The organism is Methylobacterium sp. B4 (genome assembly GCF_003201865.1).
Classification (GTDB): domain Bacteria; phylum Pseudomonadota; class Alphaproteobacteria; order Rhizobiales; family Beijerinckiaceae; genus Methylobacterium.
In genome coordinates, this window is record NZ_QJJJ01000022.1 from 28,358 (window position 1) to 51,701 (window position 23,344).

Genomic DNA, 23,344 nt, shown 5'->3' on the forward strand with positions numbered 1-23,344 from the left:
ATCCTTCAGCTCCGTCCCACCGCTTCCACCGACCGCGCCGGATTCTCGGCGATCCGACGCCGCCGCGCCCGGCGGCGCAGCCAGTAGAGCGTCGCGCCGGTCGCGAAAAACCCCGGCATCGCCAGGGCGGCGAGGCAGAACAGCAGCGCGGCGGGAGCGCCGAAGAAGCGGCCGCGATGCACCTCCAGCATGTTCTGAGCGATGCGGGTGCCGAGTCCCGCTTCGTCGGAGCGCCGGTCGGTGACGAGCGCGCCGGTTCGGGCGTCGTAGGTGGCCTCGTTGCGTGGGCTCCCCTCCGCGGCGTGCCAGCGGATGCGGATCGTTGCCGTCTCGGGTGCCGGCAGGGTGACGGTGACGAGCCGTGCCGCGTGCGTGGCCGAGAAGGCCGCCCAGGCCGCATCGACGGCGGGTGAACCGTCGGGGCCGAGGTCGGGGGCCTTGCGTTCCGGCATCCGCCCGGCGGGGCGCGTCTCGGGAAACTGCCCCGTGAGGAGCCAGGTGGCGCCGGCGCGATACCCCTCGTAGGACCACCACAGCCCCGACAGGGCGAGGATGGCATAGACCGGCAGCAGCCACGTGCCGATCACCGCGTGCAGGGACCACCAGCGCGCACGGCCGGGCCGGGCGAGGTTCGGCCGGAGCCAGACCCGCCAGCCGTGCCGTCCCGGCCAGCGCAGGAAGAGGCCGCTGCCGAGGAAGACGAGAAGGGCCAGGGCGCAGGCTCCGGTGAGCGTGCGGCCCCAGCCCTTGCCCTCACCGGGGATCAGCAGCCAGCGGTGCAGGTGCTCCACCGTGGCGAAGGCCGCTTCCAGCCGCATGGGGCCGAGCACCGTTCCGTCGTAGGGATCGGCGTAGACCGAGGGCGGACGCTCGCCGCCCGCCCGCGGCCGGGCGAAGCGGGCCACGACGCTCCGGCCCGGATCATCGTTCGCCAGGGTCAGGGCGGCGACCCGCCGCTCCTGCCCGGCCTCCCGCGCCTGCGCCTCGATTCGCGCCGCCAGCGGACCCGGCGCCAGGCCGGGCAGCCCGTCCCGCACCGCCACCGCCAAGCGGTCGCGGTTGGCGGTGGCGATGACCGCCTCCTCGTAGCTCATCAGCGCCCCCGTCACGCCCATCAGCGCGAGCACGAGCCCGGCGGTGAGGCCGAGCGCCCAGTGCAGGCGAAACAAGAGGGTGCGGAGGGAGGGGAGGGCGCGCGGCATGTCGCTCCGGGGAGATCCGATCTCGGCTGTCCTCAATACCGTGCGGTCAGGCTGGCCAGCACCGTCAGGGGGGCGCCGGGCAGGTTGTTGAACTGATTGAAGGGCTGCTCGATGTAGCGCCGGTCGGTCAGGTTGCGGCCGTTCACGGCGAAGCGCCAGGTCGGGTCGAGTTCGTAGAACAGGGCCGCATCGAGCCGGGCATAGGCGCCGACCTTGTAGGTGTTGGTGATGTCGCCGAAGCGCTCGCCGACATAGGTGACGCCGGCGCCGAAGCCCCAGCCCCGGAAGGGGCCGGCCTGGAACTGGTAGGTCGACCACAGGCTGGTGCTGAAGACCGGCGCCGCGGGCAGGCGGTTGCCGACCGGGACCGTCGAATCCTTCGTCACCGTCGCATCCAGGTAGCCGATGCCGCCGATGACCTTCCAGCCCGGTAGGATCTCGCCCGCGATGTCGCCCTCGAACCCTTGCGAGCGCTGCTCGCCGGTGATGATCGAGAAGCCGGTATTGACCGGATCGGCGACGGCGACGTTCGCCCGCAGGATGCGGAAGGCAGCGCCGCTGACCGTGAGCTGGTCGGGAATCAGGTCGAAGCGGGCGCCCACCTCCACCTGCTCGCCGGTCTCCGGGGGCGGGGTCGCGACGTCGAGGACGTTGGCGGTCTGCGGCGTGAAGGAGGTCGTGTAGCTGCCGTAGAGCGTCAGCGGCTCCAGCGGCCGCCAGACGAGACCGACCCGCGGCGAGGTGCCCGTGAGATTCTGCTCCGGCGGGATCGCCCGCGTAGTCGGCGTGCGCTGGAAGTAGAGCTGGTTGGCGGTATCGAGGCGTACGCCGAACACGAGCTGCAGCCCGGGGAAGAACTCGATCTGGTCCTGCAGGTAGACCCCGAACAGGTGGAGCTTCTGGCGCAGGTCGCTCTGCAGGGTGAGCGTGCCGATCTGCGGCACCGACCCCCGGATCGGGTTGAGGAAGGAGACCGACGTCGCCGCTCCCTGCGTGGTGAGGGGATGGCGGAAGCCGTCCACGATCTCGAAACCGGCCAGCGCCGTGTGGCGGAAGCCGAACGGGTCCTCGAAGCGCCAGAGCGCCTCGGTCCGGCTGTCGATGGAGTGGTAGATCGAGTCGGTCTCGGTGAGGCGGCGCGTCACCGTGGTGCCGGCGGCGTTGACGCCGGTGGCCCGGGTCGCCAGGGCGTCGAAGGCGCCCCACTGGCCGTTGATGGCCTGCCGCAGGGTCAGGTTCTCGTTCACGTCGTGCTCGGCGAGCAGCGTGATCATGTTCGATTCGCCGTAATAGCGGGACCACGGCTCGCCGTAGTAGCGGCGGATGTTGTCGAGCGGGACCCGGCCGCGAAAAGCGATCAGGCCTTCGTCGTACTGGCTGTGCTGGCGGCTGAACTCGGCGTTGAGGTAGACGCGGGTGGACGGGTCGGGATTCCAGAAGAAGGCCGGCGCGAAGAAGTGGCGGGAATTCTCCGGGCCGCCGAAATCGCGGAAGGTCGCGTCGTTCTGCGTGCCGAAGCTGAAGCGGGCGGCAAGCCCCTCCACGCTCGGGATCGCTCCCGAGACCGAGCCCTGCACACGCCGGAAGCCGTAGGAGCCGCCCTGCACGGTGAGGTCGGCGGTGGGCGTGAAGGTCGGTTGGCGCGTCACGATGTTGATGAGGCCGCCGGGATCGCCCTGCCCATAGAGGACGGAGGCCGGGCCTTTGAGCACCTCGATCCGCTCGACATTGGCGAGATCCCGCTGCGTCGGCTGGAAGGAGTTGGCCGGGTTCATCAGCAGGCCGTCGATCGCGTAGGTCTGCGTGCGGAAGCCGCGCAGGATGTAGGTGTCGGAGCGGCCCTGGATCGTGCCCGCCGGCTGAACGTTGCTGACGTTGGTGAGCGCGTCGGTGAGGCGGACCGCCTGCTGATCGACCAGCACCTCGCGGGGTACGACCTGGACCGATTGCGGCGCGTCGCGCAGGGCGGTGTCCGTCCGGGTGGCACTCGCCGAGCGCGTCGCCCGATAGCCGACCACCGGGCCGCTCGCCCGCTCGCCGCTGCCCGTCACCGAGAGTTCGGACAGGACGGTCTCGCCCGCCTCCGGCGCGACCGTCTGCGCGCGCAGGCCCAGCGGCCAGGCCGAGAGAAGAGCCATGGACAAGCCGGTTCGGGCGAGGAGAACGACGGCTCCGTCCCCGTCGCGGCGATCCGTTCCCCGCGCTGCCTTGCCCATCGCCGTTCCGATCCGAAGCCGGCGCTCCATGACCGGTCGGGGGCCTTTACATAGGATGTTTTTGTAACGGCAAGCGTCCGCCCAACGATTTCCCGGGATGCTGCCCATCGCATGTAAGGCGTTGCGATCAGACAACAATTTGTCATTCTTCTAAAGAAGAACTGGCTCACGAACGCTTGTGCCGGCCCGCCCTCGCCCCCTGTCCGCCATCGCGTCTACAATGGACGATCGTCGCGTCTCCGATCCTCGAGACGAAGGCCAGGGCGGGGCGCACCGGACATGCGACGCCTTCTCAAGTTTCTCCACACCATGGGCGCGGTCGGGCTGATGGGAGCGATGGCCTGCTTCATCGTGCTCCTGAGCCTGACCCCTCCGCCGTCCTCGCTGGCCGGCTACGCGCTGATGCGCGGGGCGATGGGGGCGGTCGCCACTTGGATCTTCCTGCCCTCCCTCGGCCTGACGCTGGTGTCCGGGCTGCTGGCCGTTGCGCTCCACCCGGGGTTTCGCGAGGCGGGCTGGGCCTGGGTCAAGCTCGCCACCGGTGTGCTGGTATTCGAGGGCGGCTTCGTCGGCATCCAGGGGCCGATGCAGGAGGAGGCCCGCCGCAGCGCCGCCGCCCTCGCCGGGCAGCTCGACCCCGCTACCCTTACCGGGGCGCTCGCGGCCGAGCGCAACACGCTCTGGGTGATCCTCGCCGTCGCGGTGGTCAACGTCGTGCTCGGCATCTGGCGGCCCCGGATCCTGCGGCTTCCGCGGTCCGATCCGCCCCGGCCGGCCTGATTGCGGCTCCCGGGAGGCGCTGCCGGACGGGTTGCGTCGCCGCCGCTTGCCGGCAAAGCATGGCCGGGACGCGGGAACGCTTTGGGGGCAAGCCCCGTTTGCGGCGCCTGAGGGGCCTGTCGGACGAAGCGGCGTTGCGGCAAGAATGTCGGCCTCGAGGCCGATACGAAGGGTCGACGGAGAAGGGCATGGCGACGCGAGGCTTCACCGGGCGGCCCCCGGAGGCGGGAATCCGCGAGCGGCTCCCGCCCGGCCAGTATCTGACCGACGACTTTCCCGTGCTCCAGCTCGGGCCGACGCCGCGGGTCTCGACCGAGGGCTGGCGCTTCACCCTGCGTCAGGGTTCCCGGCCGCTGGCGAGCTGGAACTGGGAGGAGTTCGCGGAACTGCCCCGCACCCGCTGGCGCGGCGACATCCACTGCGTGACCAAGTGGTCGAAGTTCGACACCGCCTGGGAGGGCGTGAGCTTCGACGACGTCCTAGCGGCGGCCGGCCTCGTGGCGCCCACGGGCTTCGTGCTGGCGGAAGGCCACGACGACTACACCACCAACATCCCGGTCGCGGATCTGACCGAGGGCAAGGCGATGGTGGCGACCCATTACGACGGCCAGCCGATCCCGCCCGATCACGGCGGTCCGGCGCGCCTGCTCGTGCCGCATCTCTATTTCTGGAAGAGCGCCAAATGGGTGAAGGGCCTGCGCTTCACGGAGCGGGACGAGGCCGGGTTCTGGGAGCTGCGCGGCTACCACATGTACGGCGATCCCTGGCGCGAGCAGCGCTTCAGTGGCGATTGAGGACACCCGCCCCGTGAGCGGCGGCGCTCCCTCGCGCTGGCGCGCCGCGACGATCCGGTCGATCGCGCCCGTGACGCCGCGGGTGAAGAGTTTTCGATTCGCGCCCCTGCCGACGCCCTTCGAGCGGCCCCACCGGGCCGGCCAGCACGTCGACGTGCGCCTGACCGCACCCGACGGCTATCAGGCGCAGCGCAGCTACTCCATCGCCTCGGCGCCCGGCGATCCCGCCGGCCTCGAACTGATGATCGAGGGGCTGGAGGCGGGCGAGGTCTCGGGCTTCTTCAACGACACAGCCGAGGTCGGCGACGAAATCGAGCTGCGCGGCCCGCTCGGTGCCTTCGACTGGGGGCCGCAGGATGGCGGGCCGGTGCTGCTGATCGGCGGCGGGTCCGGGGTCGTGCCCCTGCTCGCCATGGTGCGCGAACGCGCCCTGCGCGCGCCCGACGTGCCGATGTTGTTGATCTACTCGGCGCGCCGCGCCTCCGAGGCCATCGCCCGGGCGGAACTGGCCGCCCGCTCCCGCGACGAGACCGGCTTCGACCTCACCCTGCTCCTCACCCGCGAGGGGGCGACCGCCGGGCGGCGCATCGACCGGGTGATGATCGACACGGCGATCGAGTGCCTCGGCATGCCGCGCCGCGCCTTCGTCTGCGGCGGCAACGGCTTCGTCGGCACGGTGGCCGACCTGCTGGTCGATGCCGGCGTCAGGCCCGGCGCGATCCGCACCGAGCGGTTCGGCGGCTGACCCGTGCGGGCCGGCCGCCGATGGGGTGGGCCTCAGCCCTCCTCGTCGTTGTCGGAATCGTTGTCGATCAGGTCGGAGACGTCATCGTCGCCGTCCTCTTCCTCCAAGAAGGTATCGTCGTCCGTGCTCGTGCTGGCGTCGTCGCCGCCCTCGTCGTCGTCGACGCTGATGTCGGCATCGTCCTCGCTGGTCTCGGCCTCGTCGAGGGAGACGATCTCCGGGCCAGCCTTCTCGTCCTCTTCCTCGTCGTCCTCCGTCCGGCTGGCGACCGGCGGGGCGACCCGGCTCGTGGCGACCTGATAGATCGTGCCGCATTTCGGGCAGGTCGCCGGATCACGGTCGAGATCGTAGAACTTGGCACCGCAATTCATGCACTGGCGCTTGACGCCGAGTTCCGGTCTAGCCACGGCAGCAAACCTCTGGGGGCATTGAGGAGGGAAAGGGTCCGGGAGAGCGGCCCCGTTAGTCGCAGCCTCCGCCCATGTCAAACGCCAAGTCGCCGTCAAGCCCCAAGTCGCCGACGCGCGGTCCGGGAGCGGCTCGCCGGCAGCCGGGGCCAATCGTTGATGCGGCAGCCTGATGGGCGATGGGATGGAAGCCGATCGGCCGGACGCCGATGGCGCATGCCGTCAGACGTGTCGCGCCCACTTGTTCTGACGGCGCTCGACGCTGATCCGTAGGAAGCGGCGGAAGGGCGTGTCGTTCACCGACCCGTACCGGCCGAAATCGTGCAGCACCGCTTCGAGAGCGACGATGCGCTCGCTCGGCCGGCGATAGGCTCGTTCCAACTCGTCGAGGGCTTCGCAGATGCGCTTGACCGTCGTCGGATCGACTCCGGCAGATACGTGACCGACCTTGCGCAGGCACTGATTCACGGGCGTCATATCTCTGGTGTAAACATATGTTTCGGTAAGTCGAGCTTCAAGCGCGGGTGACCGGGGTCTTTGCGCGGTTTTCCCGGCCGCACAAGGTCGAAGTGGCAGAGGCGGTCACGGCCTGTGGGCGGCTCCGCGCGGTGCGCCGATGCGGACGAAACGGCGGTCGGCGGCTCGGGTCCCCGCCGGGCTTGCGGATGACGCGGGGGCCTTCGCATGGTAACGGGCGCCCGTCGCACCGGGTTGTTCCGGCGGGCGGTCCGCGTCGTCCCGTCGGCGCCGGAGCGCCCTGGCGCAGAGCGTGAGCCCCAGACCCGTCCCGTGTCGCACGATTCCGAACCGCAGCCCGTCACCGCGCATTCCGGAGGGCCCCTGCACGGGTCTCTGAAGCCGCCCGGCGACAAGTCGATCTCCCACCGGGCGATGATCCTGGGGCTGCTCGCCATCGGCGAGACCCGGGTCGAGGGCCTTCTCGAAGGCGACGACGTGCTGCGCACCGCCGCCGCCGCGCGGGCCCTCGGTGCCCGTGTCACCCGCGAGGGCGAGGGCCGCTGGCGCGTCGTCGGCGTCGGCATCGGCGGGATGCAGGACCCCGAGGACGTGCTCGATTTCGGCAATGCCGGCACCGGCTCGCGGCTGATGATGGGCGTGGTCGGCGGCCAGCCGGTCACCGCGACCTTCGACGGCGACGCCTCCCTGCGCAAGCGGCCGATGCGGCGCATCCTCGATCCGCTCGTGAAGATGGGCGCGCAGGTCGTCTCGGAGGCCGAGGGCGGGCGCGTGCCGCTGACGCTGAAGGGGCCCCGCGAGGCGATCCCGATCCGTTACGAACTGCCCGTCGCCTCGGCGCAGATCAAATCGGCGGTGCTGTTTGCCGGCCTCAATGCCCCGGGCACCACCACCGTCATCGAGGGCGCAGCCTCCCGCGATCACACCGAGCGGATGCTGCGCCTGTTCGGGGCGGAGGTCGCCGTGACGCCTTCGGGGGAGGGCGGCCACGGCCGCACCATCGCGCTCACCGGCCAGCCGACCCTGCGCGGCACCGACGTGGTCGTGCCGGCCGATCCCTCCTCGGCGGCCTTCCCCCTCGTGGCGGCGCTGATCGTGCCGGGCTCCGACGTGACGCTGCGCGGCGTGATGATGAATCCCCTGCGCACCGGCCTCATCACCACGCTGATCGAGATGGGCGGGCAGATCGAGCGCTTCGACGAGCGCGAGGAGGGCGGCGAGACCGTCGCGGACCTGCGAGTGCGCGCGAGCCGGCTGAAGGGCGTCTCGGTTCCGGCCGAGCGGGCGCCCTCAATGATCGACGAGTACCCCGTCCTCGCCGTCGCGGCGGCCTTCGCCGAGGGCACGACCCGGATGAACGGGTTGCACGAACTGCGCGTCAAGGAATCCGACCGGCTCGCGGCCGTCGCCGCCGGCCTCGCCGCCAACGGCGCGGCCCATACGGTCGAGGGCGACGACCTGATCGTCACGGGCGACGGCACGGCGCCCGCGGGCGGCGGCACGGTCGCCACCCATCTCGATCACCGCATCGCCATGGCCTTCCTCGTCATGGGGCTGGCGACGCGAAACCCCGTGACCGTGGATGACGGGGCGATGATCGCCACGAGCTTCCCGAGCTTCCGGCCGACCATGCTGGCGCTCGGCGCCCGGATCGAGGACGGGGCGGCGGCATGAACTCGGGTCGCACCGGCCGTCACGCCGGCCCCCTCGTCATCGCCATCGACGGCCCGGCTGCCTCGGGCAAGGGGACCCTCGCCCGGCGGCTGGCCCTGCATTACGGTCTGCCCCATCTCGATACGGGGCTGCTCTACCGCGCCGTGGCGCTCACCCTGATCGATGCGGGTACCGATCTCGACGATGGGGGCGCGGCGGCACGGGCGGCGGGCGCTCTCTCGGCCGAGCGGCTCTCCGACCCACGCTTGCGTGAGCGGGCCATGGGCGAGGCGGCCTCGCGGGTCTCCTCGGTGCCGGAGGTGCGCGCCGCGCTGCTGTCCTGGCAAAGGAAGTTCGCGGAGGGCGCGCAGGGCGCGGTCCTCGACGGGCGCGACATCGGCACGGTGGTGTGCCCGGGGGCGCCGGTCAAACTCTTCATCACCGCCGCTCCCGAGGAGCGGGCGCGCCGGCGCCATCTCGAATTGCTCGGCCGGGGCGAGGAGACGACGCTCGCTGCGATCCTCGCCGACATCCGCGCCCGCGACGCGCGCGATTCGAGCCGGGCCGCCGCTCCCCTGAAGGCGGCCGAGGACGCGGTGGTGCTCGACACCACCGAACTCGACGCCGATGCCGCCTTCGCGCAAGCCGTCGCCATAGCCGAGCGTCTCAAGGCTGCTTGAGGGCGCCTTCCAGCCACGCCTCCATCCGTAGGGCGAGATCGCGGGCATCGCCCGCGAGGTGCAGCCGCTTGATCCGGGAGGCCGCACCCGAGACGACCGTCACCTCCGCCTTTCGCAGCCCGAGGCTCCCGGCCACGAACGCGATGAGCGCCGCGTTCGCCGCGCCCTCCACCGGCGGCGCCGCGACCCGCAGGCCGAGGAGCGGCCGCCCGTCCACTTCCGTCCGGATGCCGTCGAGACCGGTGCGGCTCGCCCTCGGCGTCAGGCGCACCGCTAGCGTGAGGCCGTCCGGCTCACTCGTATAGGGGCGCGGTTCGGCATCGCTTCGCGGCAAGCTGGAGAGCGTCGGCACTGAGCGTATTCCTATCGACCCCGGTCCTGAAGGCTGCGAATCGCCCGAGAAGACGGGCGATATCGAACCTGCGCCGGCGCTTGGTGGTAAGATCCCGGGCATCTCTCACAATCTTGATCGCGCGTTCCGGGATGTTCGATCGTCACCTCTCGGACTCACGGTCGATCCACGGATCGAGGGTGGCAAGAAGAGAGGGTTGCTTTCCGTCGTTCCGGCGCAACCTCAGGGCAGGGAGTGTCGCAATCGCACGTGCCGTCGGCTCCTCCAGTGTCGATTTGGCAAGCAACAAGAATTAACTTTTGTAGGTTCCCAGTCGTGTTCAGGAAGGCTTCCTGGGCTGATGATGCCGAACCGCACAGACGACGCCGACATCATGTACCGCCTGCTGGGGCAAGGCGTGGCGGACTACGCGATCTACATGCTGTCGCCCGACGGGACGGTGGCCAATTGGAACGCTGGTGCTCAGCGGACCAAGGGCTACGCCGCGGACGAGATCGTGGGACGCCACTTCTCCTGCTTCTTCACCTCCGAGGACAGAGCGGCGGGATGGCCGGAGACCGGTCTCAGGACGGCGCGGGAAACCGGCCGCTTCGAGACGGAGGGCTGGCGCCTGCGCAAGGACGGCACGCGGTTCTGGGCGCACGTGGTAATCGACGCGCTCTACGACGAGGGCCTGTTCATCGGCTTTGCCAAGATCATCCGCGACTGCACGGAGCGGCGGGCCGCCACCGTCGAACTCGAAGCGGCCCTCGCCAACCTCGATCTCGCCCTGTCGAACATGGCCCAGGGCCTCGCGCTCATCGACGCTGAGGGGCGCGTGGTGCTCGCCAACGAGCGGATGCACGAGGTTCTGTTGCGGCCGGGCCGCGCCGTGCTGACCGGCGCGGCGATACGGAGCGTGCTGGGCGACGCTCTCAACGAGGCCGCCGCAACCAGCTACGTGACGGACCACCTGCGGCCCGATCTCGACCTGCTCAAACCGACGGTCTCGGAGATCGCGCACCGGGATCGCATCCTGCTGGTCACGACCCGGCGGTTGGCGGATGGCGGTTGGGTCTCGACCTTCGCCGACGTGACCGAGCGGCGCCGCTTCGAGGAGCGGATCCGGCACCTCGCCCGGCACGATCCGCTGACCGACCTCCCCAACCGCGCGACGCTCCATCAGGTGCTGAGCGCGCGGCTCGCCTCGGAAGCCGGGCAGCCCTGCGCGGTGCTCTACGTCGATCTCGACCGCTTCAAGCCGATCAACGACACGTTCGGCCACGCGGTGGGCGACAGGCTGCTCCAGGAGGTTGCCGGGCGGCTCCGGCGCGCGGTGCGTCCGCCGGACGTGGTGGCGCGGCTCGGTGGCGACGAGTTCGCCCTGATGATCGGGCTCGCCGACGCGCAGGGGCCGGACAGTACGGCCCAGCGGGTTCTCGATGCCCTCAACCAGCCCTACGCGATCGAACGGCTGTCGCTGCGGGTGGGTGCCAGCATCGGCATCGCCCAGTTCCCGCTGGCGGGGACCGATCCCGACACGCTGCTGCGCAGCGCCGACCTCGCCCTCTACGAAGCCAAGCGAAGCGGGCCGAACCGGTATGCCTTCTACGATCCGGCGATGGGCGACCGCGCGGCGGCGCGGACGAGCCTTGAGGCCGATCTTCGCCGGGCGCTGGAGGACCGCGCCTTCGTCCTCCACTACCAGCCGGTCGTCCGGGCCCGGACCGGCGCGACCATCGGCTTCGAGGCGCTGCTGCGCTGGAACCGCCCGAACGGCGCGCCGATCTCCCCCGCCGATTTCGTTCCGATCGCCGAGGAGGCAGGCCTGATGCCGGAACTCGGCGCCTGGGTTCTGGCCGAGGCCTGCCGTGAGGCCGTCCGCTGGCCTGCCCATCTCATGGTGGCGGTCAACGTCTCGGCGACGCAGCTGCGCAACACATGCTTCATCCGCACGGTCGAGCGGGCGCTCGCCGAGAGCGGTCTGGCGCCCCACCGCCTCGAGATCGAGATCACCGAGACGGCGGTTCTGGAAAACCGCGATCTCACCCTGGGCCTGCTCCGGCAGTTGCGCGGCCTCGGTGTCATGATCGCGCTCGACGATTTCGGCACCGGCTACTCGTCCCTGAGCTTCGTTCACACCTTCCCGCTCACCCGCCTCAAGATCGACCGCAGCTTCGTCCGGGGCCTGGGCCAGGACCCGCAATCCACCGCGATCGTGCGCGCCATCATCGGGCTGTCGCGCAGCCTCGGACTTGCAGTCACGGCGGAGGGGGTCGAGACGGAGGAGCAGCGGCGGCTCCTCGCCCGGGAGCGCGGCCTGGACCTGCAAGGATTCCTGTTCGGCCGCCCGGAGGCAGAGGCCCGCTTCACCGACACGATGAAACCGCGCCGATCCAGGCTGCTCGCCGCCCCGCTCGATGAGCGGCGGGATCTCCGGGCACAGCCCGAAGCCGCCTGAGCGGCATCCGACCGTCCACCGTCCCGATACTGGACCGCCCCATGCTTTGAGACCGACAATCCGGCTGGGCTCGGTCTCAATGCTGATCTTCCGGGGTCGGGCGAAGATCAATTGCGCACAATATTTGAGCGAAGACCGTGACGAGCGTGCCGCGCATCCATTCCCACGCTTGCGCCGTCCCGAACTGGCTGATAGCGGGTTGCGGTGAGCCGGTTTAGCTCAGTTGGTAGAGCACCCGCCTTGTAAGCGGTAGGTCGCGAGTTCGAGTCCCGCAACCGGCACCACCTCCAACATCCGAACCTATCCTTCCGAGATTTCGTCGGCGCGATTTCGTCGGCGCCATCACCCGTCCCGCCTCTGCCGGGTGCGGTGGACCGGCCCATGGGCACTCGGCTTCAGGCATCTGGCAGAGCGTCGCTTCCCCAAGGTCCCGCGATCGTGATCTTGGATTTGGACAACGCGGTCTTTCCCGTTCCCGGCCGGATGGAAATTCTGGATTGGTAACTTATGAGGGTGCAGGAGGGGAGTCGGCGATGCTCATCTTGCAAAGCCTCTGCAGTTTTCGATGCTTCCCACGGTTCCCAATTCGGATAAGCGACTCGGACGCATGGAACAGTCGCTGAGCTTCACGCCGCCGGATCTGCAGGAGGCGCGTTGCGAGCCGGTCAGGCGCCGGCACGTCTTCTATGTTCCGGGATACGATCCGGAGGCGCGGACCCGTTACCGTCTGCTCTTCGTGCGTGAATGGGCCCGCTACATCAAACGCTTCGGCGTCGGAAAGCGGGCGATCTCCTGCGCGCAGCTGAGCGGCGACGGACTCGTGCAGAGCTGGACCGTAAGTGCGCCCGAGCAGGGGCAGGGGGCCGAGACCCGCTACGACGTTCTGCTGTGGGACGACATCGTCGCCCGGGACTTCGCCCGCTCCCGCTTCGTCAGCGTCGCGCTCCTCGTCATCGGGACGCTCCAATCCATCTCGACCGGATTGCTGTTCCGCTTCTACCGGCTGAACTGGAAGTACGGCAACGTCATCCTCTACCCCTTCGTGATGGTGGCGCTCCTCACCCTCGCCTCCGCCGCCATCGGGGTCGCGGTCTACGCCCATCTCGGGGATTGGTTCGGCCACAGCCTCCGACTGCCCATCTGGGTCTCGCTCCCGCTGGCCGTGGCGGTGGGCATCCTCTGGATCAAGGCGATCGAAGCCTTCCTCAATCGCATCTTCTTCTGGCAGTTGCTGAACGATTGGGTCTTCAACTGGCAGCATGGCCGCGGCGGACGGCCCGATTACGAGCAGCGCCTCGAGGCCTTCGCGGGCTACGTTCAGTCCTGCCTCGCGGCGCGGGCTGCGGCGGGCGAAGCGCCCGACGAGATCATGATCGTCGGTCATTCCTCCGGGGGGCTGACGGCGGCCGAGGTCGCAGCCCGCCTGCTCGCCCGCGATTCCGAACTCGGCGCGTCGGGGGCGAGCCTGTCGCTGGTGACGTTGGGTTCGGGCCTGCCCCTCGTCGCCCTCCAGCCGAAAGCGGACCGTCTGCGGGCGGAGATCACGGGACTCGTCACGGATCGGCGCATCGTCTGGTGCGACTTCCAGGCGCCGCAGGACTGGATGAACTTCCCGGGCTTCAATCCACTGCGCCATCTCGATCTCGGCCTCTGCGGACGGCCGGTCGCCAATCCCCTGGTCCGCTCGGCGCGCTTCCGGGACGTGCTGAGTCCGGAGACCTACCGGCGGGTGCGCTTCCGCCCCTTCCGCATGCACTTCCAGTTCCTGCTCGCGAACGAGCGGCACGGAGACTACGACTTCTTCGCAATGACACTCGGGCCGCAACGCCTCCGCGAGCGGGTGCTCGACCCCGCCGGCAGTCTCGAACCGGCCCTGCCGCTCTGACCGGGCGCCAACCCGCGCCGACGAGCGAAGCAGAAGCCGGGTCAAGGGGTCCCGGTCCGGAACCCCTTTTTCGGACGCGACGCTAGAGTTCGAAGCGATCCACCTCGCCGAGCAGGGTGACGAAGGCACCTGCGCCGTGCGCGAGGGCGGTCTCTCCCGCTTCCGCCGTGCCGAGCCGGGCGTCGCCGAGAGCTCCCGAAGGGTGGAGGTCCTGCGTCTTCCACGCGAAGGCCGCCGGGCGGCCGGCCCGCAGCAGCGTGAAGTCCCGCTCCATCGCCAGGGTCCTGGGCTCGAAATCCGCGACCTGTTCCCGCCGCACCAGATCCGGGCGCAGGGCCAGCATCAGCGCGGTCTCGATGCCGCCCGCATGGATGCCGTGGCGGATCTCGTCGGCCGGGAACAGACCCTCGGGCAGGCCGAGCCGACTCCACGAAGTCGTCACCGCGACCATCCCGAACCGATCGCGAAGCGCGCCGGCCACGAGGTCGATGAGCGCGCTGTTGCCCCCGTGCGAGGAGACGATCACGAGTTTCCGGCAGCCGGCCCGGTGCAGGCCGGCGCCGATCTCCGTCCAAGCGGCCAGGGCGGTCCCGGCGCTCAGGGTCAGCGTGCCGGGGAACGCGTCGTGTTCATCGGATTTGCCCACTGCCTGGACCGGCAGCAGCAGCACGTCGAGCCCCTCGGGCACGAGCCGCGCGACCCGCTCCAGATACCCGGCCGCGATGTAGGTGTCGGTACCCAGAGGGAGATGCGGTCCGTGCTGCTCCACCGCCGCCACCGGAAGCACGGCGATGGTCCGGCTCATGTCACGAGCGCGGATCTCCTCCGTCGTCAGGTCGAGCCAGGATCGCGCCGGCATGGTCTGGTCCTCGGGGTGTCGGCTCGACCGGGATGACGGTCCGGTTCGGGACAAGGCGAAGTCGATTGGGCAGCCCTGAAGGTAGGCCGTTACGCGGGGCATGCGGGTCTGGGATAGCGGAAACCGGCCTCCGCGCCAGGACCTTGTCATGACCGCAGCGCCTCGAACGAACCGGCGGCGGACCGAGGCGGTGCTTCACTTCGCGCTGTCCGGCCCGCACGGCATCACCCGCTCACTATTCAAAACCCCTGTAAATCCGCGCAACCTGTCCGGGTTCAGCTTGATCTGACCGCCGTGACCCAGCCTCCTGCGAGCACATTCGGTACGCCGCCCGATGCGGAGGGGCGGTCTGCGACTACCGCAGCATCGACTAGGACGTGACCGAGCGGCTGCGCCAAGCCGTGCTCGGCCGCGCCGATCATGTCCTCTACGACACCAGGGCGGAAGGGAAGCGGGAGCGGGCGCCCACCGCCGCCCGCCCCCGCCGGGTCGTGATCATCGGCGGCTGACCAGCCAGCCGAGTCCGAAGGCCGCCGCGGCAACGAGGGCCAGCGTCGTGCCGCGGTTCTCGTCGGCGCGGCTGGCCAGGGCCCGGCCGCGCCGGTGCGCCTCGTCGCGATATTGGCGACCGCGGGTCTGGGCTTCGTCGCGCAGATGCCGGCCGCGGGAGGCCGCTTCGTCGGCAAAACGGTAGCCTTCCTCGTAGATCTCCTCCGCCCGCTCGCGAGTGCGGCCGTAGCGAGACTGCGCCACGCCGGCGATCTGCTCGTAGGCGCCCTCCACCTGCGGCCGGGCTCGCCCCGACACGGCGCCGAGCACCGTGCGGCCTCGTCCCTTGAGGTTGCGGATGTTGCCCTCGATCCGGTCCCTGTTCATGGCCGATCCCTGTCTCGTGAAAATGGGTTTCGCCGCGCCGCGCATCGTCCCGGACCCCGAAACGAAGAAGCCGCACCCGGTCGGGTGCGGCTCCGGCCGTCGTGCTTCTCGCGAAGCGTGATCGATACGATCCTCAGAGCTTGTTCTTGACCGCGTCCGCCGCGTTCTTGACGCCGTCCTTGGCCTCGCCGACGGTCCGCTGGGTCTTGCCCTCGAGTTCCTGCGCCTTGCCTTCGGCCTGCAGCTTCTCGTTGCCGGTCACGTTGCCGACGCCCTGCTTGATGTTGCCGGCCGCCTCGTTGGCGATGCCCTTGAGCTTGTCGGTGGTGCTGCTCATCGCTCGTCTCCGCTGTGATCACTTGCGCCGCTCGCCGGCGCGCTCGGCAAGCTGAACGATGGGCGGACGGCTTGGTTCCAATCCTATGTTACGGGGTGTGCTGTGGCACCTGCCCGCATAATGAATGCATTACGAGTTTGACGTTCAAAAAATATCTGCGCAGCGGCCAAATATTTTCCTGTCAGAGTCCGGCGCCCGACCGGTTACGTATGCGGTATCCAAAATTCCATAAAGGCTCGCCCGGACACGAAGTCCGGCATGCCAAGAAAAGTCGAGATTGAGGTCCGCCCCATGGCCGTTGAAGCCGCCGATCCATTGCCCGGCGCAGGCGCTTATTCCGCAGCCTCCGGTGATTCACCCTTCGGTGGACGCTGGGGGCAGCTGATCCTCGGTGTACTGTGCATGTCGATGATCGCCAACCTGCAGTACGGCTGGACGCTGTTCGTCAACCCGATCAACGACAAGTACCAGTGGGGCAAGCCGGCGATCCAGATCGCCTTCACGATCTTCGTTCTCACCGAGACCTGGCTGGTGCCGATCGAGGGTTGGTTCGTCGACAAGTACGGCCCGAAGGTCGTCACGCTGTTCGGCGGTGCGCTGTGTGCGATCGGCTGGGCGATGAACTCGGTCGCCGACTCGCTGTGGTTCCTCTATCTCGCCGCCGCCATCAGCGGCATCGGCGCGGGCGCGGTCTACGGGACCTGCGTCGGCAACGCCCTCAAGTGGTTCCCCGATCGCCGGGGCCTCGCCGCCGGCCTCACCGCCGCGGGCTTCGGTGCGGGCTCGGCCCTCACCGTGATCCCGATCGCCGCGATGATCCGCGACAGCGGCTACGAGCAGACCTTCCTCGCCTTCGGCCTCGGTCAGGGCATCGTCGTGATGGTCGCCGCGCTGCTGCTCTCCTCGCCGAGTGCCGCCTACAAGGAGCGGATGCTCGCCGGGCGCGTCTCGCCGAACGCGACGAGTCGCCGCCAGTACTCCTCCGCCGAGATGGTGCGTACCCCGGTCTTCTGGCTGATGTACGCGATGTTCGTGATGATGGCCGCCGGCGGCCTGATGGCGACTGCGTCGCTCGCGCCCATCGCCCGGGATTTCGAGGTCGATTCGATCCCCGTCTCGCTGATGGGCCTGACCCTGCCGGCGTTGACCTTCGCGCTCACCATCGACCGGGTCCTCAACGGCGTGACGCGGCCGGTCTTCGGCTGGATCTCCGACCGGATCGGGCGTGAGAACACCATGTTCCTCGCCTTCATGGTCGAGGGCGCGGGCATCCTGGCGCTCGGCATGTTCGCCCATTCGCCGATGGCCTTCGTGCTGCTGACCGGTCTCGTGTTCTTTGCCTGGGGCGAGATCTACTCGCTGTTCCCCTCGACCTGCGCCGACACCTACGGCGACAAGAACGCCACCGCCAATGCCGGCCTGCTCTACACCGCCAAGGGCACGGCCTCGCTGATGCTGCCCGCCTTCCTGGCGATCCAGACCGCGACCGGCTCCTGGCAGAACGTGTTCTATCTCGCCTCGGGCATGGCCTTCATCGCCGGCTTCCTCGCGCTCTTCGTGCTCAAGCCGATGCGCGCCCGCTTCGTCGCCCGCAGCCAGTGAGGACCGCAGCCGTGACGCGCTGGATCGGATTCATCCATGATGGCGAGCACGGCTTCGGCCGGCTCGACGGTGACCGGATCGAGGTCTGCGAGGGCGACCTGTTCGGTCGGAACGCCCCGACGGGGCAGGTGCTGCCGCTCGACGCGGTGCGTCTGGACCTGCCCTGCCGGCCCACCAAGATGATCGCCCTGTGGAACAACTTCGGGGGGCTCATGGAGAAGCTGGACCTCTCCCGGCCCGAGGCGCCTCTGTTCCTGATCAAGCCCGCCAACACCTACCGGCCCTCCGGTGCGGTGGTGGCGGTGCCCGAAGCCTCGGGCCGGGCGCTCTACGAGGGTGAACTCGGCATCGTCATCGGCGCGGTCCCGGGCAAGAGCGCTCGCGACCTCACCGAGGAGGAGGCCACGCAGCACGTCTTCGGCTTCACCTGCGTGAACGACGTCACCTCCGCCGCGATCCTCAAGGCGGATGCGAGCTTCACGCAATGGGCCCGGGCCAAGGGGCTGGACGGCTTCGGCCCGTTCGGCCCGGTCATCGCCACCGGGCTCGATCCGGCGACGCTGACCGTGCGCACCCTGGTCAACGGGCGCGAGCGGCAGAGCTTTCCCATCAGCGACATGCTGATCCCGGTGGCGCGGCTCGTGGCCCAGCTCTCGCAGGGCATGACGCTGGAGCCGGGCGACGTCATCGCCTGCGGCACCTCGGTCGGCTCCGGGCCGATCCCCAAGGGTGCCACGGTGGAGATCGTGATCGACGGAATCGGTACGCTGTCGAATCGGTTCGAGTAGACGACAACTGACGAGAACGTGGCCTCCGCGTCCGGACGAAACTGGCCCCGAGGGGCGTTGATGGTTTTGCCGGCGGAGCGAGACACGCAGCACGGGTGAGAGACATGAGCATCGCGATCGTCGGCGCCGGCGCCATCGGCGGCTATCTTGGGGTCAGGCTGGCGGAGGCCGGCGAGGACGTCACCTTCATCGCCCGCTCGAACGCGGACGCGATCAAGGCCGACGGCATGCGGCTGATCGAGGAGGACGGCACCGAGATCCACTCCAAGTCCGTCAAGGCTACCCGCTCCATGCAGGAGGCGGGCGTGCACGAGGTCGTGCTGCTGACCGTGAAGGCGCATCAGGTCCGCCCGATCGCCGCGGATCTGAAGCACCTGATCGGCCCCGACACCGTCGTGGTGACGATGCAGAACGGCATCCCGTGGTGGTACTTCATGGGCGGCCATGGCGGCGAGTATGCCGGCACCCGACTCGAGAGCGCGGATCCCGGCGGGCTGATCGCCGACAACCTCGACCCCAAGCACGTGATCGGCTCGGTGGTGTACCCCGCCACGGTGCTCACCGACCCCGGCACCGTGAAGGTGATCGAGGGCAACCGCTTCGGCCTGGGCGAACTCGACGGCTCGAAGTCGGAGCGGGTGCTCGCCCTCTCCCAGCGGCTCGCCAAGGGCGGCTTCCGCGCGCCCGTCACCAACGACATCCGCGCCGAGATCTGGCTCAAGCTGTGGGGTAACCTCAGTTTCAACCCGATCTCCGCGCTGACCCACGCGACGCTCGAGGACATCTGCCGCTTCCCCGACACCCGGGCGATCGCCGCCGAGATGATGCGCGAGGCCGAGATCATCGCGAACAAGCTCGGCGTCACCTTCCGGCTCGGCATCGACAAGCGGATCGCGGGCGCCGAGAAGGTCGGGCCTCACAAGACCTCGATGCTTCAGGACGTGGAGGCAGGCCGCCCGATCGAGCTGGAGGCGCTGGTCGGCTCCGTGATCGAGCTCGGCCGTCTCACCAACACGCCGACCCCGCATATCGACACCGTCTTCGCCCTGATGCGGCTGCTGGCCCAGAGCCTGGAGCGCGCTCAGGGTCGCCTCGCGATCCAGGGAGCGTGACGATGCTTCTGCCCGAAACTTCCGCCCTTCCCCCCGTCGAGTCCAAGGAGGCCAACGTGGCCGCGACCACTCTCCACGAGCTGATCCAGACCGGCGCCGACGCGGATCCCGCCCTGTCGAGCCCCGGCGGCGTGCCGCTGAGCTTCCAGGCCCTGCGCGCGCTGACCGAGCGGACGGTCGCCGACCTCAACGCCCGCGGCATCGGCCGTGGTGACCGCGTCGCGATCGTGCTGCCGAACGGACCCGAGATGGCGAGCGCCTTCATCGCGGTGGCCGCCGGCACCACCTCGGCGCCGCTGAACCCGAGCTACAAGGCCGACGAGTTCGAATTCTACATGAGCGACCTCGGGGCCAAGCTCCTGCTGGTCGCCGAGGGCTCCGAGACGCCCGCGATCGCGGTCGCGGAGAAGCTCGGCGTGCCTGTGGCCCGCCTCCGGCCTGCCCCCGAAGAGGGCGCGGGCAGCTTCACCCTCCACTTTGCCGACGACGCGACGAGCGAGCCCGCCCGCGGCGGCCGCGCCGAGGCGGACGACATCGCCCTGGTGCTGCACACCTCCGGCACCACCTCGCGGCCCAAGATCGTGCCGCTGACGCAGCGCAACGTCTGCGCCTCGGCGCGCAACATCCGCACCGCTCTGCAGTTCACGGCGGAGGATCGCGGCCTCAACATCATGCCGCTGTTCCACATCCACGGCCTGATCGCCGGCATCCTGGCGCCGCTCTCGGCGGGCGGTCAGGTCTCCTGCACGCCGGGCTTCAATGCCCTGAAGTTCTTCGGTTGGATGGATGAGGTGCGCCCCACTTGGTACACCGGCGTGCCGACGATGCATCAGGCGATCCTGGGCCGCGCCGCCCGCAACAAGGAGACCATCGCCAGGAACCCGCTGCGGTTCATCCGCTCCTCCTCCTCGTCCCTGCCGCCGCAGGTGATGAACGAACTGGAGGAGACGTTCTCCGCGCCGGTGATCGAGGCCTACGGCATGACCGAGGCTGCCCACCAGATGGCCTCGAACCCGCTGCCGCCGAAGCCCCATTATGCCGGCTCGGTCGGCCTCGCGGCCGGTCCGGAGATCGCCGTGGTCGATCACGACGGCGAGCCGCTGCCCGCCGGCGAGACCGGCGAGATCGTCATCCGGGGCGACAACGTGATGAAGGGCTACGAGAACAACGACAAGGCCAATGCCGACGCCTTCACGCGGCAGGGCTGGTTCCGCACGGGCGACCAGGGCGTGCTGTCGCCGGAGGGCTACCTCTCGATCACCGGGCGCCTGAAGGAGATCATCAACCGCGGCGGCGAGAAGATCTCCCCGCGCGAGGTGGACGAGGTCCTGATGGATCACCCGGCGGTGTCCCAATGCGTCACCTTCGCCGTGCCGCACGACAAGCTCGGCGAAGATGTCGCCGCCGCGATCGTGCTGCGCGAGGGCGTCGAGGCGGTCGAAAAGGACATCCGCGGCTTTGCCTCGGAGCGTCTGGCCGCCTTCAAGGTGCCCGCCAAGATCCTGATCCTCGACGAAATTCCCAAGGGCGCCACCGGCAAGCTCCAGCGGATCGGACTGGCGCAGAAGCTCGGACTGGTCTGAACCTCGGGGCGACCCGGGCACCGACGCGGTGCCCGGGTCGCTTCCGCAAGCAAGGCTTGGGCGCTCATCCCGACAGCGAAAAACGAGAAAGGGCCGGCGGATGCACCGCCGGCCCTTTTCTCATTCACGCGACCGGGGAGAACTCAGTTCCGGGCGGCCATCATGTCGTGGGAGAGTACGGTGAGCTTGCCGATCAGGCTCGCCACGTCGCCGTGGGCGCAGGACCACTGCGTGCCGATGGCGCTGCCGTCGTTCGAGACCGAGACTACGGCCACCGAGCGCAGCTTGCCCTCGCGGGCGAGCTTGAGCTGGTCCTGAAGCACCTCGATGATCGAGGCGACGTTCTCGTCGGCCACGGCGTCCGCGGCGGCGGCGGGGAAGGGGACCACGTTGGCGTCGTTGAGGGCGCGTTCGAACTTGGACATTCAGGCAACTCGACGATGCTTGAGGGAGGTGCGGCCGAGGGGGCCGGCCTGGAGACGATCCACGAGGTAGGCGAGGCGGTCGGGCAGGGCGCCGTCCTTCTCGACCGAGAGGCGTTTGCCGATCGCGTAGGCGACACCCTTGGTCACCTTTCCGACGGAGAGCCCCTCGATGCGGGGTGCCGCCTGCAGTCGGTCCGTTCGGTCAGTGTCGGCGCTCGGATCAGCCATCGCTTCCTCGCTCTCGAACGATTGCATGGCTTCGATCCTGCGCGCCGCATTCGGTCATGAAAATGGCGCCGGACCGGTCACGCTTGCGCATTTCCCTGACTGTGATGCGAAAGCGACAGTCGCCGCGACCTCAGCGGGGGTCCTTCCAGCCGGAACGGGTCGCCGCGGAAGCGCCCGTGCTGCCGGTGGTCTCGGCCCGGGTGATCTCCGGGCGGGAGGCGCGGACCGGAGGCTCGGCCATGGCGGCGCGGCGCGGGACGGCCCGCGCTTGGCGCCGGGCGGCACGCCCCCGGCGCGCGGAGCGGGGCCGGGCGCCGCTGTTCGAGCTGAGAACGCCGCCGGCCACCGCACCGACGACGGCGCCGACCGGTCCCGCCACGAGCGCGCCCGCGACGGCGCCCGCACCGACGCCCATCGCCGTCCGGTTCTCCGCTTGCGCGGGGGCGGACAGGCCGGCAAGCAGCGCGAGGCTGAGGCAGGCGCCCAGGCAGGTCTTTCGCATCCGGTTCGTCCCTTCGAAGAGAAGTGCAGGGACGCCCTTGGCGGTGGATCTTGACGAAAGGTTGACCTGATGTTGCGGGTAAACCTTGGCCGGACGAGGGAATCGTCCGTTCAAGCCGCGCTTGTTCTTGCTCGATCCTGAGCAGCGGTCGCCAGCGGCCGGCGCAAACCGAGCACCAGCGGCACCGTGAGGAGCGCGGTTCCGGCCGCGGCCAGCAGGCCCACCGCCGGTCCCGCCGCATCGCCGAGGAAGCCGTAGGCGATGGGTGCGAGACCGCCCGATCCGATCACCGCCGTGTAGAACAGGGCGAAGGCCCGGCCGACTTCGCCCCGCGGCGCGAGGTCGGGCACCGTTCCGTAGAGCACCGAGGAGGTGCCGTTGAGGACGACGCCGACGAGGGGAAGCAGGAACAGCGTCGGCCCGAGCGGCAGAACGAGAAGCGTGGCGACGAGGAGGGCGGTGGCCGTCTCGGTGGCGACGACGCAGGGCAGGACGCCGAGGCGGTCCCCGAGCCAGCCGCACACCGCCTTGCCGAAGGCGCCGCCGGCAAAGACCAGGGCGAGGGCGAGCCCCGTGGTCGTGCCCGTGCCGCCCTTGGCCTCCAGCAGGAAGGGCAGGAACAGCAGGGTTCCCATCCGCGTGGCCGTGTCGAGGGCGCCGACCGTCATCAGCAGGCCAAAGCCCGAGTTCCGGCCTCCTGCCCGCTGCTCCCGCGGGCCGGCCTCGGCGAGGCCGCCGGGGGGCAGCAGCCCGGCCAGGACCAGGGTCACGGCGATCCCGATTCCCGCCATCAGCCCGACGACCGGCCGCCATGCGAGCAGGCCCAGCAGCAGGGCGACCAAGACGGGAAACAGCGATTTTCCGAGATCGCCCGCGAAATTGTAGATGCCGAGCGGCCCGCGGGCGCTGCCGCCATAGGCCTGCGCCACGAGGAGCGAGGCCCGCGGGTGCTGGATGCTCGCGCCGATGCCAGCGAGCACCAGTCCGCAGCACAGGCCGGTCAGGCTGCCGCTCAGTGCCATCACGCCGAAACCCGCCGCGGCGACGAGGGTCGAGAGGCCGAGGCTCACGCGGATCGGCAGCCGCGCCGCCCAGCGGTCGGCCGGCACCTGCAGCCCGCCCATGGTCGCGTAGTAGAGGCTCCGCAACACCGCGAGGCCGGCATAACCGAGGCCGAACTCCGCCTGCCAGACGGGCAGCAGCACATAGAGCAGGTCGGTGTAGCCGTCGTGAAGCCCGTGGGCGAGGCAGGCTCCGCCGAGGCTGCGCCGCCGCAGGCTGCGTGCGTCCGTCCCGGAGGGCGATTCGACCAGAAAGGCGGCTTGGCTCACGCGAAACGACTCCGGCTTGCGATGTCCGGCTCTTCTAAATGCGTGAGCTCTGCGCGATGAGACTCGCTGA

The 23,344-nt window shown here is 69.6% G+C and carries 24 protein-coding genes and 1 tRNA gene; 13 read left to right on the forward strand and 12 right to left on the reverse strand.

Features of this window, described 5'->3' with window-relative positions:
• Nucleotides 1-5 precede the first annotated feature (5 nt).
• Entirely contained in the window at nucleotides 6-1,202 is a 1,197-nt protein-coding gene (locus BY998_RS19740) for a PepSY-associated TM helix domain-containing protein (protein WP_110353415.1), read from the reverse strand.
• Nucleotides 1,203-1,234: 32 nt separating this feature from the next.
• Nucleotides 1,235-3,340 (reverse strand): TonB-dependent siderophore receptor, encoded by a 2,106-nt coding sequence (locus BY998_RS19745; RefSeq protein WP_245421664.1) that lies wholly within the window; start codon nucleotides 3,338-3,340, stop codon nucleotides 1,235-1,237.
• Between the two features lie 357 nt (nucleotides 3,341-3,697).
• Here BY998_RS19745 and BY998_RS19750 point away from each other — a divergent pair, with 357 nt between their 5' ends.
• From BY998_RS19750 to BY998_RS19760, 3 genes are all read left to right on the forward strand, one after another.
• Nucleotides 3,698-4,198: a hypothetical protein gene (locus BY998_RS19750; protein WP_110353416.1), complete on the forward strand. Its 501-nt coding sequence runs from the start codon at nucleotides 3,698-3,700 to the stop codon at nucleotides 4,196-4,198.
• Nucleotides 4,199-4,386: 188 nt separating this feature from the next.
• Nucleotides 4,387-4,992: a sulfite oxidase-like oxidoreductase gene (locus tag BY998_RS19755; protein ID WP_110353417.1), complete on the forward strand. Its 606-nt coding sequence runs from the start codon at nucleotides 4,387-4,389 to the stop codon at nucleotides 4,990-4,992.
• Between the two features lie 13 nt (nucleotides 4,993-5,005).
• On the forward strand, nucleotides 5,006-5,737 hold the full coding sequence (locus BY998_RS19760; RefSeq protein WP_110353451.1) for a ferredoxin reductase: 732 nt from the start codon (nucleotides 5,006-5,008) through the stop codon (nucleotides 5,735-5,737).
• Between the two features lie 32 nt (nucleotides 5,738-5,769).
• Here the strand turns inward: BY998_RS19760 and BY998_RS19765 are convergent, their stop codons facing one another.
• Both BY998_RS19765 and BY998_RS19770 read right to left on the reverse strand, forming a co-directional pair.
• On the reverse strand, nucleotides 5,770-6,144 hold the full coding sequence (locus tag BY998_RS19765; protein ID WP_110353418.1) for a TIGR02300 family protein: 375 nt from the start codon (nucleotides 6,142-6,144) through the stop codon (nucleotides 5,770-5,772).
• A 222-nt stretch (nucleotides 6,145-6,366) separates the two neighbouring features.
• Nucleotides 6,367-6,621: a hypothetical protein gene (locus BY998_RS19770; RefSeq protein WP_110353419.1), complete on the reverse strand. Its 255-nt coding sequence runs from the start codon at nucleotides 6,619-6,621 to the stop codon at nucleotides 6,367-6,369.
• Nucleotides 6,622-6,933: 312 nt separating this feature from the next.
• Here BY998_RS19770 and aroA point away from each other — a divergent pair, with 312 nt between their 5' ends.
• Together aroA and cmk are read left to right on the forward strand one after the other, a co-directional pair.
• Nucleotides 6,934-8,295: a 3-phosphoshikimate 1-carboxyvinyltransferase gene (gene aroA, locus BY998_RS19775; protein WP_110353420.1), complete on the forward strand. Its 1,362-nt coding sequence runs from the start codon at nucleotides 6,934-6,936 to the stop codon at nucleotides 8,293-8,295.
• A complete protein-coding gene (gene cmk, locus BY998_RS19780) occupies nucleotides 8,292-8,954 on the forward strand; it encodes a (d)CMP kinase (protein WP_110353421.1) in 663 nt (220 codons plus the stop codon). Before aroA ends, cmk begins: the two co-directional genes overlap by 4 nt.
• On the opposite strand, the gene BY998_RS19785 is transcribed toward cmk, so the two are convergent.
• A complete protein-coding gene (locus tag BY998_RS19785; RefSeq protein WP_245421665.1) occupies nucleotides 8,941-9,306 on the reverse strand; it encodes a DUF167 family protein in 366 nt (121 codons plus the stop codon). The genes cmk and BY998_RS19785 overlap by 14 nt on opposite strands.
• A gap of 340 nt (nucleotides 9,307-9,646) precedes the next feature.
• On the opposite strand from BY998_RS19785, the gene BY998_RS19790 reads away from it, so the two are divergent.
• The 3 genes from BY998_RS19790 to BY998_RS19800 all read left to right on the forward strand — a co-directional run bounded on the left by BY998_RS19790 (nucleotide 9,647) and on the right by BY998_RS19800 (nucleotide 13,631).
• The gene (locus BY998_RS19790; protein WP_110353423.1) at nucleotides 9,647-11,746 is read left to right on the forward strand and encodes an EAL domain-containing protein; all 2,100 of its coding nucleotides are present in this window, start codon (nucleotides 9,647-9,649) and stop codon (nucleotides 11,744-11,746) included.
• A 208-nt stretch (nucleotides 11,747-11,954) separates the two neighbouring features.
• Nucleotides 11,955-12,030, forward strand: a tRNA-Thr gene (locus BY998_RS19795).
• Nucleotides 12,031-12,353: 323 nt separating this feature from the next.
• Nucleotides 12,354-13,631: an alpha/beta hydrolase gene (locus BY998_RS19800; RefSeq protein WP_181425574.1), complete on the forward strand. Its 1,278-nt coding sequence runs from the start codon at nucleotides 12,354-12,356 to the stop codon at nucleotides 13,629-13,631.
• 82 nt (nucleotides 13,632-13,713) lie between these two features.
• Here the strand turns inward: BY998_RS19800 and BY998_RS19805 are convergent, their stop codons facing one another.
• Nucleotides 13,714-14,490, reverse strand: a complete 777-nt coding sequence (locus BY998_RS19805) for a creatininase family protein (protein ID WP_110353425.1) — start codon at nucleotides 14,488-14,490, stop codon at nucleotides 13,714-13,716.
• A 377-nt stretch (nucleotides 14,491-14,867) separates the two neighbouring features.
• Here BY998_RS19805 and BY998_RS25100 point away from each other — a divergent pair, with 377 nt between their 5' ends.
• Entirely contained in the window at nucleotides 14,868-14,999 is a 132-nt protein-coding gene (locus BY998_RS25100) for a hypothetical protein (RefSeq protein WP_280952924.1), read from the forward strand.
• On the opposite strand, the gene BY998_RS19810 is transcribed toward BY998_RS25100, so the two are convergent.
• Complete coding sequence (locus tag BY998_RS19810) at nucleotides 14,986-15,366, reverse strand: CsbD family protein (RefSeq protein ID WP_110353426.1); 381 nt, start codon at nucleotides 15,364-15,366, stop codon at nucleotides 14,986-14,988. The two genes, BY998_RS25100 and BY998_RS19810, sit on opposite strands and share 14 nt — an antisense overlap.
• A 133-nt stretch (nucleotides 15,367-15,499) precedes the next feature.
• On the reverse strand, nucleotides 15,500-15,703 hold the full coding sequence (locus BY998_RS19815) for a CsbD family protein (RefSeq protein ID WP_110353427.1): 204 nt from the start codon (nucleotides 15,701-15,703) through the stop codon (nucleotides 15,500-15,502).
• A gap of 291 nt (nucleotides 15,704-15,994) precedes the next feature.
• Here BY998_RS19815 and oxlT point away from each other — a divergent pair, with 291 nt between their 5' ends.
• From oxlT to BY998_RS19835, 4 genes are all read left to right on the forward strand, one after another.
• Nucleotides 15,995-17,305 carry an oxalate/formate MFS antiporter gene (oxlT, locus tag BY998_RS19820; RefSeq protein WP_110353428.1) on the forward strand — a complete coding sequence of 437 codons (1,311 nt, stop codon included), beginning with the start codon at nucleotides 15,995-15,997 and terminating at the stop codon, nucleotides 17,303-17,305.
• Between the two features lie 11 nt (nucleotides 17,306-17,316).
• Nucleotides 17,317-18,093, forward strand: a complete 777-nt coding sequence (locus BY998_RS19825) for a fumarylacetoacetate hydrolase family protein (protein ID WP_110353429.1) — start codon at nucleotides 17,317-17,319, stop codon at nucleotides 18,091-18,093.
• Nucleotides 18,094-18,197: 104 nt separating this feature from the next.
• The gene (locus BY998_RS19830) at nucleotides 18,198-19,205 is read left to right on the forward strand and encodes a 2-dehydropantoate 2-reductase (RefSeq protein ID WP_110353430.1); all 1,008 of its coding nucleotides are present in this window, start codon (nucleotides 18,198-18,200) and stop codon (nucleotides 19,203-19,205) included.
• A gap of 2 nt (nucleotides 19,206-19,207) precedes the next feature.
• Nucleotides 19,208-20,788 carry an acyl--CoA ligase gene (locus BY998_RS19835; RefSeq protein WP_110353431.1) on the forward strand — a complete coding sequence of 527 codons (1,581 nt, stop codon included), beginning with the start codon at nucleotides 19,208-19,210 and terminating at the stop codon, nucleotides 20,786-20,788.
• Between the two features lie 143 nt (nucleotides 20,789-20,931).
• Here the strand turns inward: BY998_RS19835 and BY998_RS19840 are convergent, their stop codons facing one another.
• The 4 genes from BY998_RS19840 to BY998_RS19855 form a co-directional block, all read right to left on the reverse strand.
• Nucleotides 20,932-21,213 carry a hypothetical protein gene (locus tag BY998_RS19840; RefSeq protein WP_110353432.1) on the reverse strand — a complete coding sequence of 94 codons (282 nt, stop codon included), beginning with the start codon at nucleotides 21,211-21,213 and terminating at the stop codon, nucleotides 20,932-20,934.
• A complete protein-coding gene (locus BY998_RS19845; RefSeq protein ID WP_245421666.1) occupies nucleotides 21,214-21,441 on the reverse strand; it encodes a hypothetical protein in 228 nt (75 codons plus the stop codon). It abuts the gene before it with no gap.
• A 130-nt stretch (nucleotides 21,442-21,571) separates the two neighbouring features.
• A complete protein-coding gene (locus BY998_RS19850) occupies nucleotides 21,572-21,943 on the reverse strand; it encodes a hypothetical protein (protein ID WP_110353434.1) in 372 nt (123 codons plus the stop codon).
• A 110-nt stretch (nucleotides 21,944-22,053) separates the two neighbouring features.
• Nucleotides 22,054-23,274: an MFS transporter gene (locus tag BY998_RS19855; protein WP_110353435.1), complete on the reverse strand. Its 1,221-nt coding sequence runs from the start codon at nucleotides 23,272-23,274 to the stop codon at nucleotides 22,054-22,056.
• Nucleotides 23,275-23,344: the final 70 nt, after the last annotated feature.

What these genes read in the sequence shown, in the direction of transcription:
- BY998_RS19740 (WP_110353415.1), bottom strand. Translation starts at nt 1,202, where the DNA reads ATGCCGCGCGCCCTCCCCTCCCTCCGCACCCTCTTGTTTCGCCTGCAC.
- BY998_RS19745 (WP_245421664.1), bottom strand. Translation starts at nt 3,340, where the DNA reads ATGGCTCTTCTCTCGGCCTGGCCGCTGGGCCTGCGCGCGCAGACGGTC.
- BY998_RS19750 (WP_110353416.1), top strand. Translation starts at nt 3,698, where the DNA reads ATGCGACGCCTTCTCAAGTTTCTCCACACCATGGGCGCGGTCGGGCTG.
- BY998_RS19755 (WP_110353417.1), top strand. Translation starts at nt 4,387, where the DNA reads ATGGCGACGCGAGGCTTCACCGGGCGGCCCCCGGAGGCGGGAATCCGC.
- BY998_RS19770 (WP_110353419.1), bottom strand. Translation starts at nt 6,621, where the DNA reads ATGACGCCCGTGAATCAGTGCCTGCGCAAGGTCGGTCACGTATCTGCC.
- cmk (WP_110353421.1), top strand. Translation starts at nt 8,292, where the DNA reads ATGAACTCGGGTCGCACCGGCCGTCACGCCGGCCCCCTCGTCATCGCC.
- BY998_RS19790 (WP_110353423.1), top strand. Translation starts at nt 9,647, where the DNA reads ATGATGCCGAACCGCACAGACGACGCCGACATCATGTACCGCCTGCTG.
- BY998_RS19800 (WP_181425574.1), top strand. Translation starts at nt 12,354, where the DNA reads ATGGAACAGTCGCTGAGCTTCACGCCGCCGGATCTGCAGGAGGCGCGT.
- BY998_RS19805 (WP_110353425.1), bottom strand. Translation starts at nt 14,490, where the DNA reads ATGCCGGCGCGATCCTGGCTCGACCTGACGACGGAGGAGATCCGCGCT.
- BY998_RS19810 (WP_110353426.1), bottom strand. Translation starts at nt 15,366, where the DNA reads ATGAACAGGGACCGGATCGAGGGCAACATCCGCAACCTCAAGGGACGA.
- BY998_RS19815 (WP_110353427.1), bottom strand. Translation starts at nt 15,703, where the DNA reads ATGAGCAGCACCACCGACAAGCTCAAGGGCATCGCCAACGAGGCGGCC.
- oxlT (WP_110353428.1), top strand. Translation starts at nt 15,995, where the DNA reads ATGGCCGTTGAAGCCGCCGATCCATTGCCCGGCGCAGGCGCTTATTCC.
- BY998_RS19830 (WP_110353430.1), top strand. Translation starts at nt 18,198, where the DNA reads ATGAGCATCGCGATCGTCGGCGCCGGCGCCATCGGCGGCTATCTTGGG.
- BY998_RS19835 (WP_110353431.1), top strand. Translation starts at nt 19,208, where the DNA reads ATGCTTCTGCCCGAAACTTCCGCCCTTCCCCCCGTCGAGTCCAAGGAG.
- BY998_RS19840 (WP_110353432.1), bottom strand. Translation starts at nt 21,213, where the DNA reads ATGTCCAAGTTCGAACGCGCCCTCAACGACGCCAACGTGGTCCCCTTC.
- BY998_RS19845 (WP_245421666.1), bottom strand. Translation starts at nt 21,441, where the DNA reads ATGGCTGATCCGAGCGCCGACACTGACCGAACGGACCGACTGCAGGCG.
- BY998_RS19850 (WP_110353434.1), bottom strand. Translation starts at nt 21,943, where the DNA reads ATGCGAAAGACCTGCCTGGGCGCCTGCCTCAGCCTCGCGCTGCTTGCC.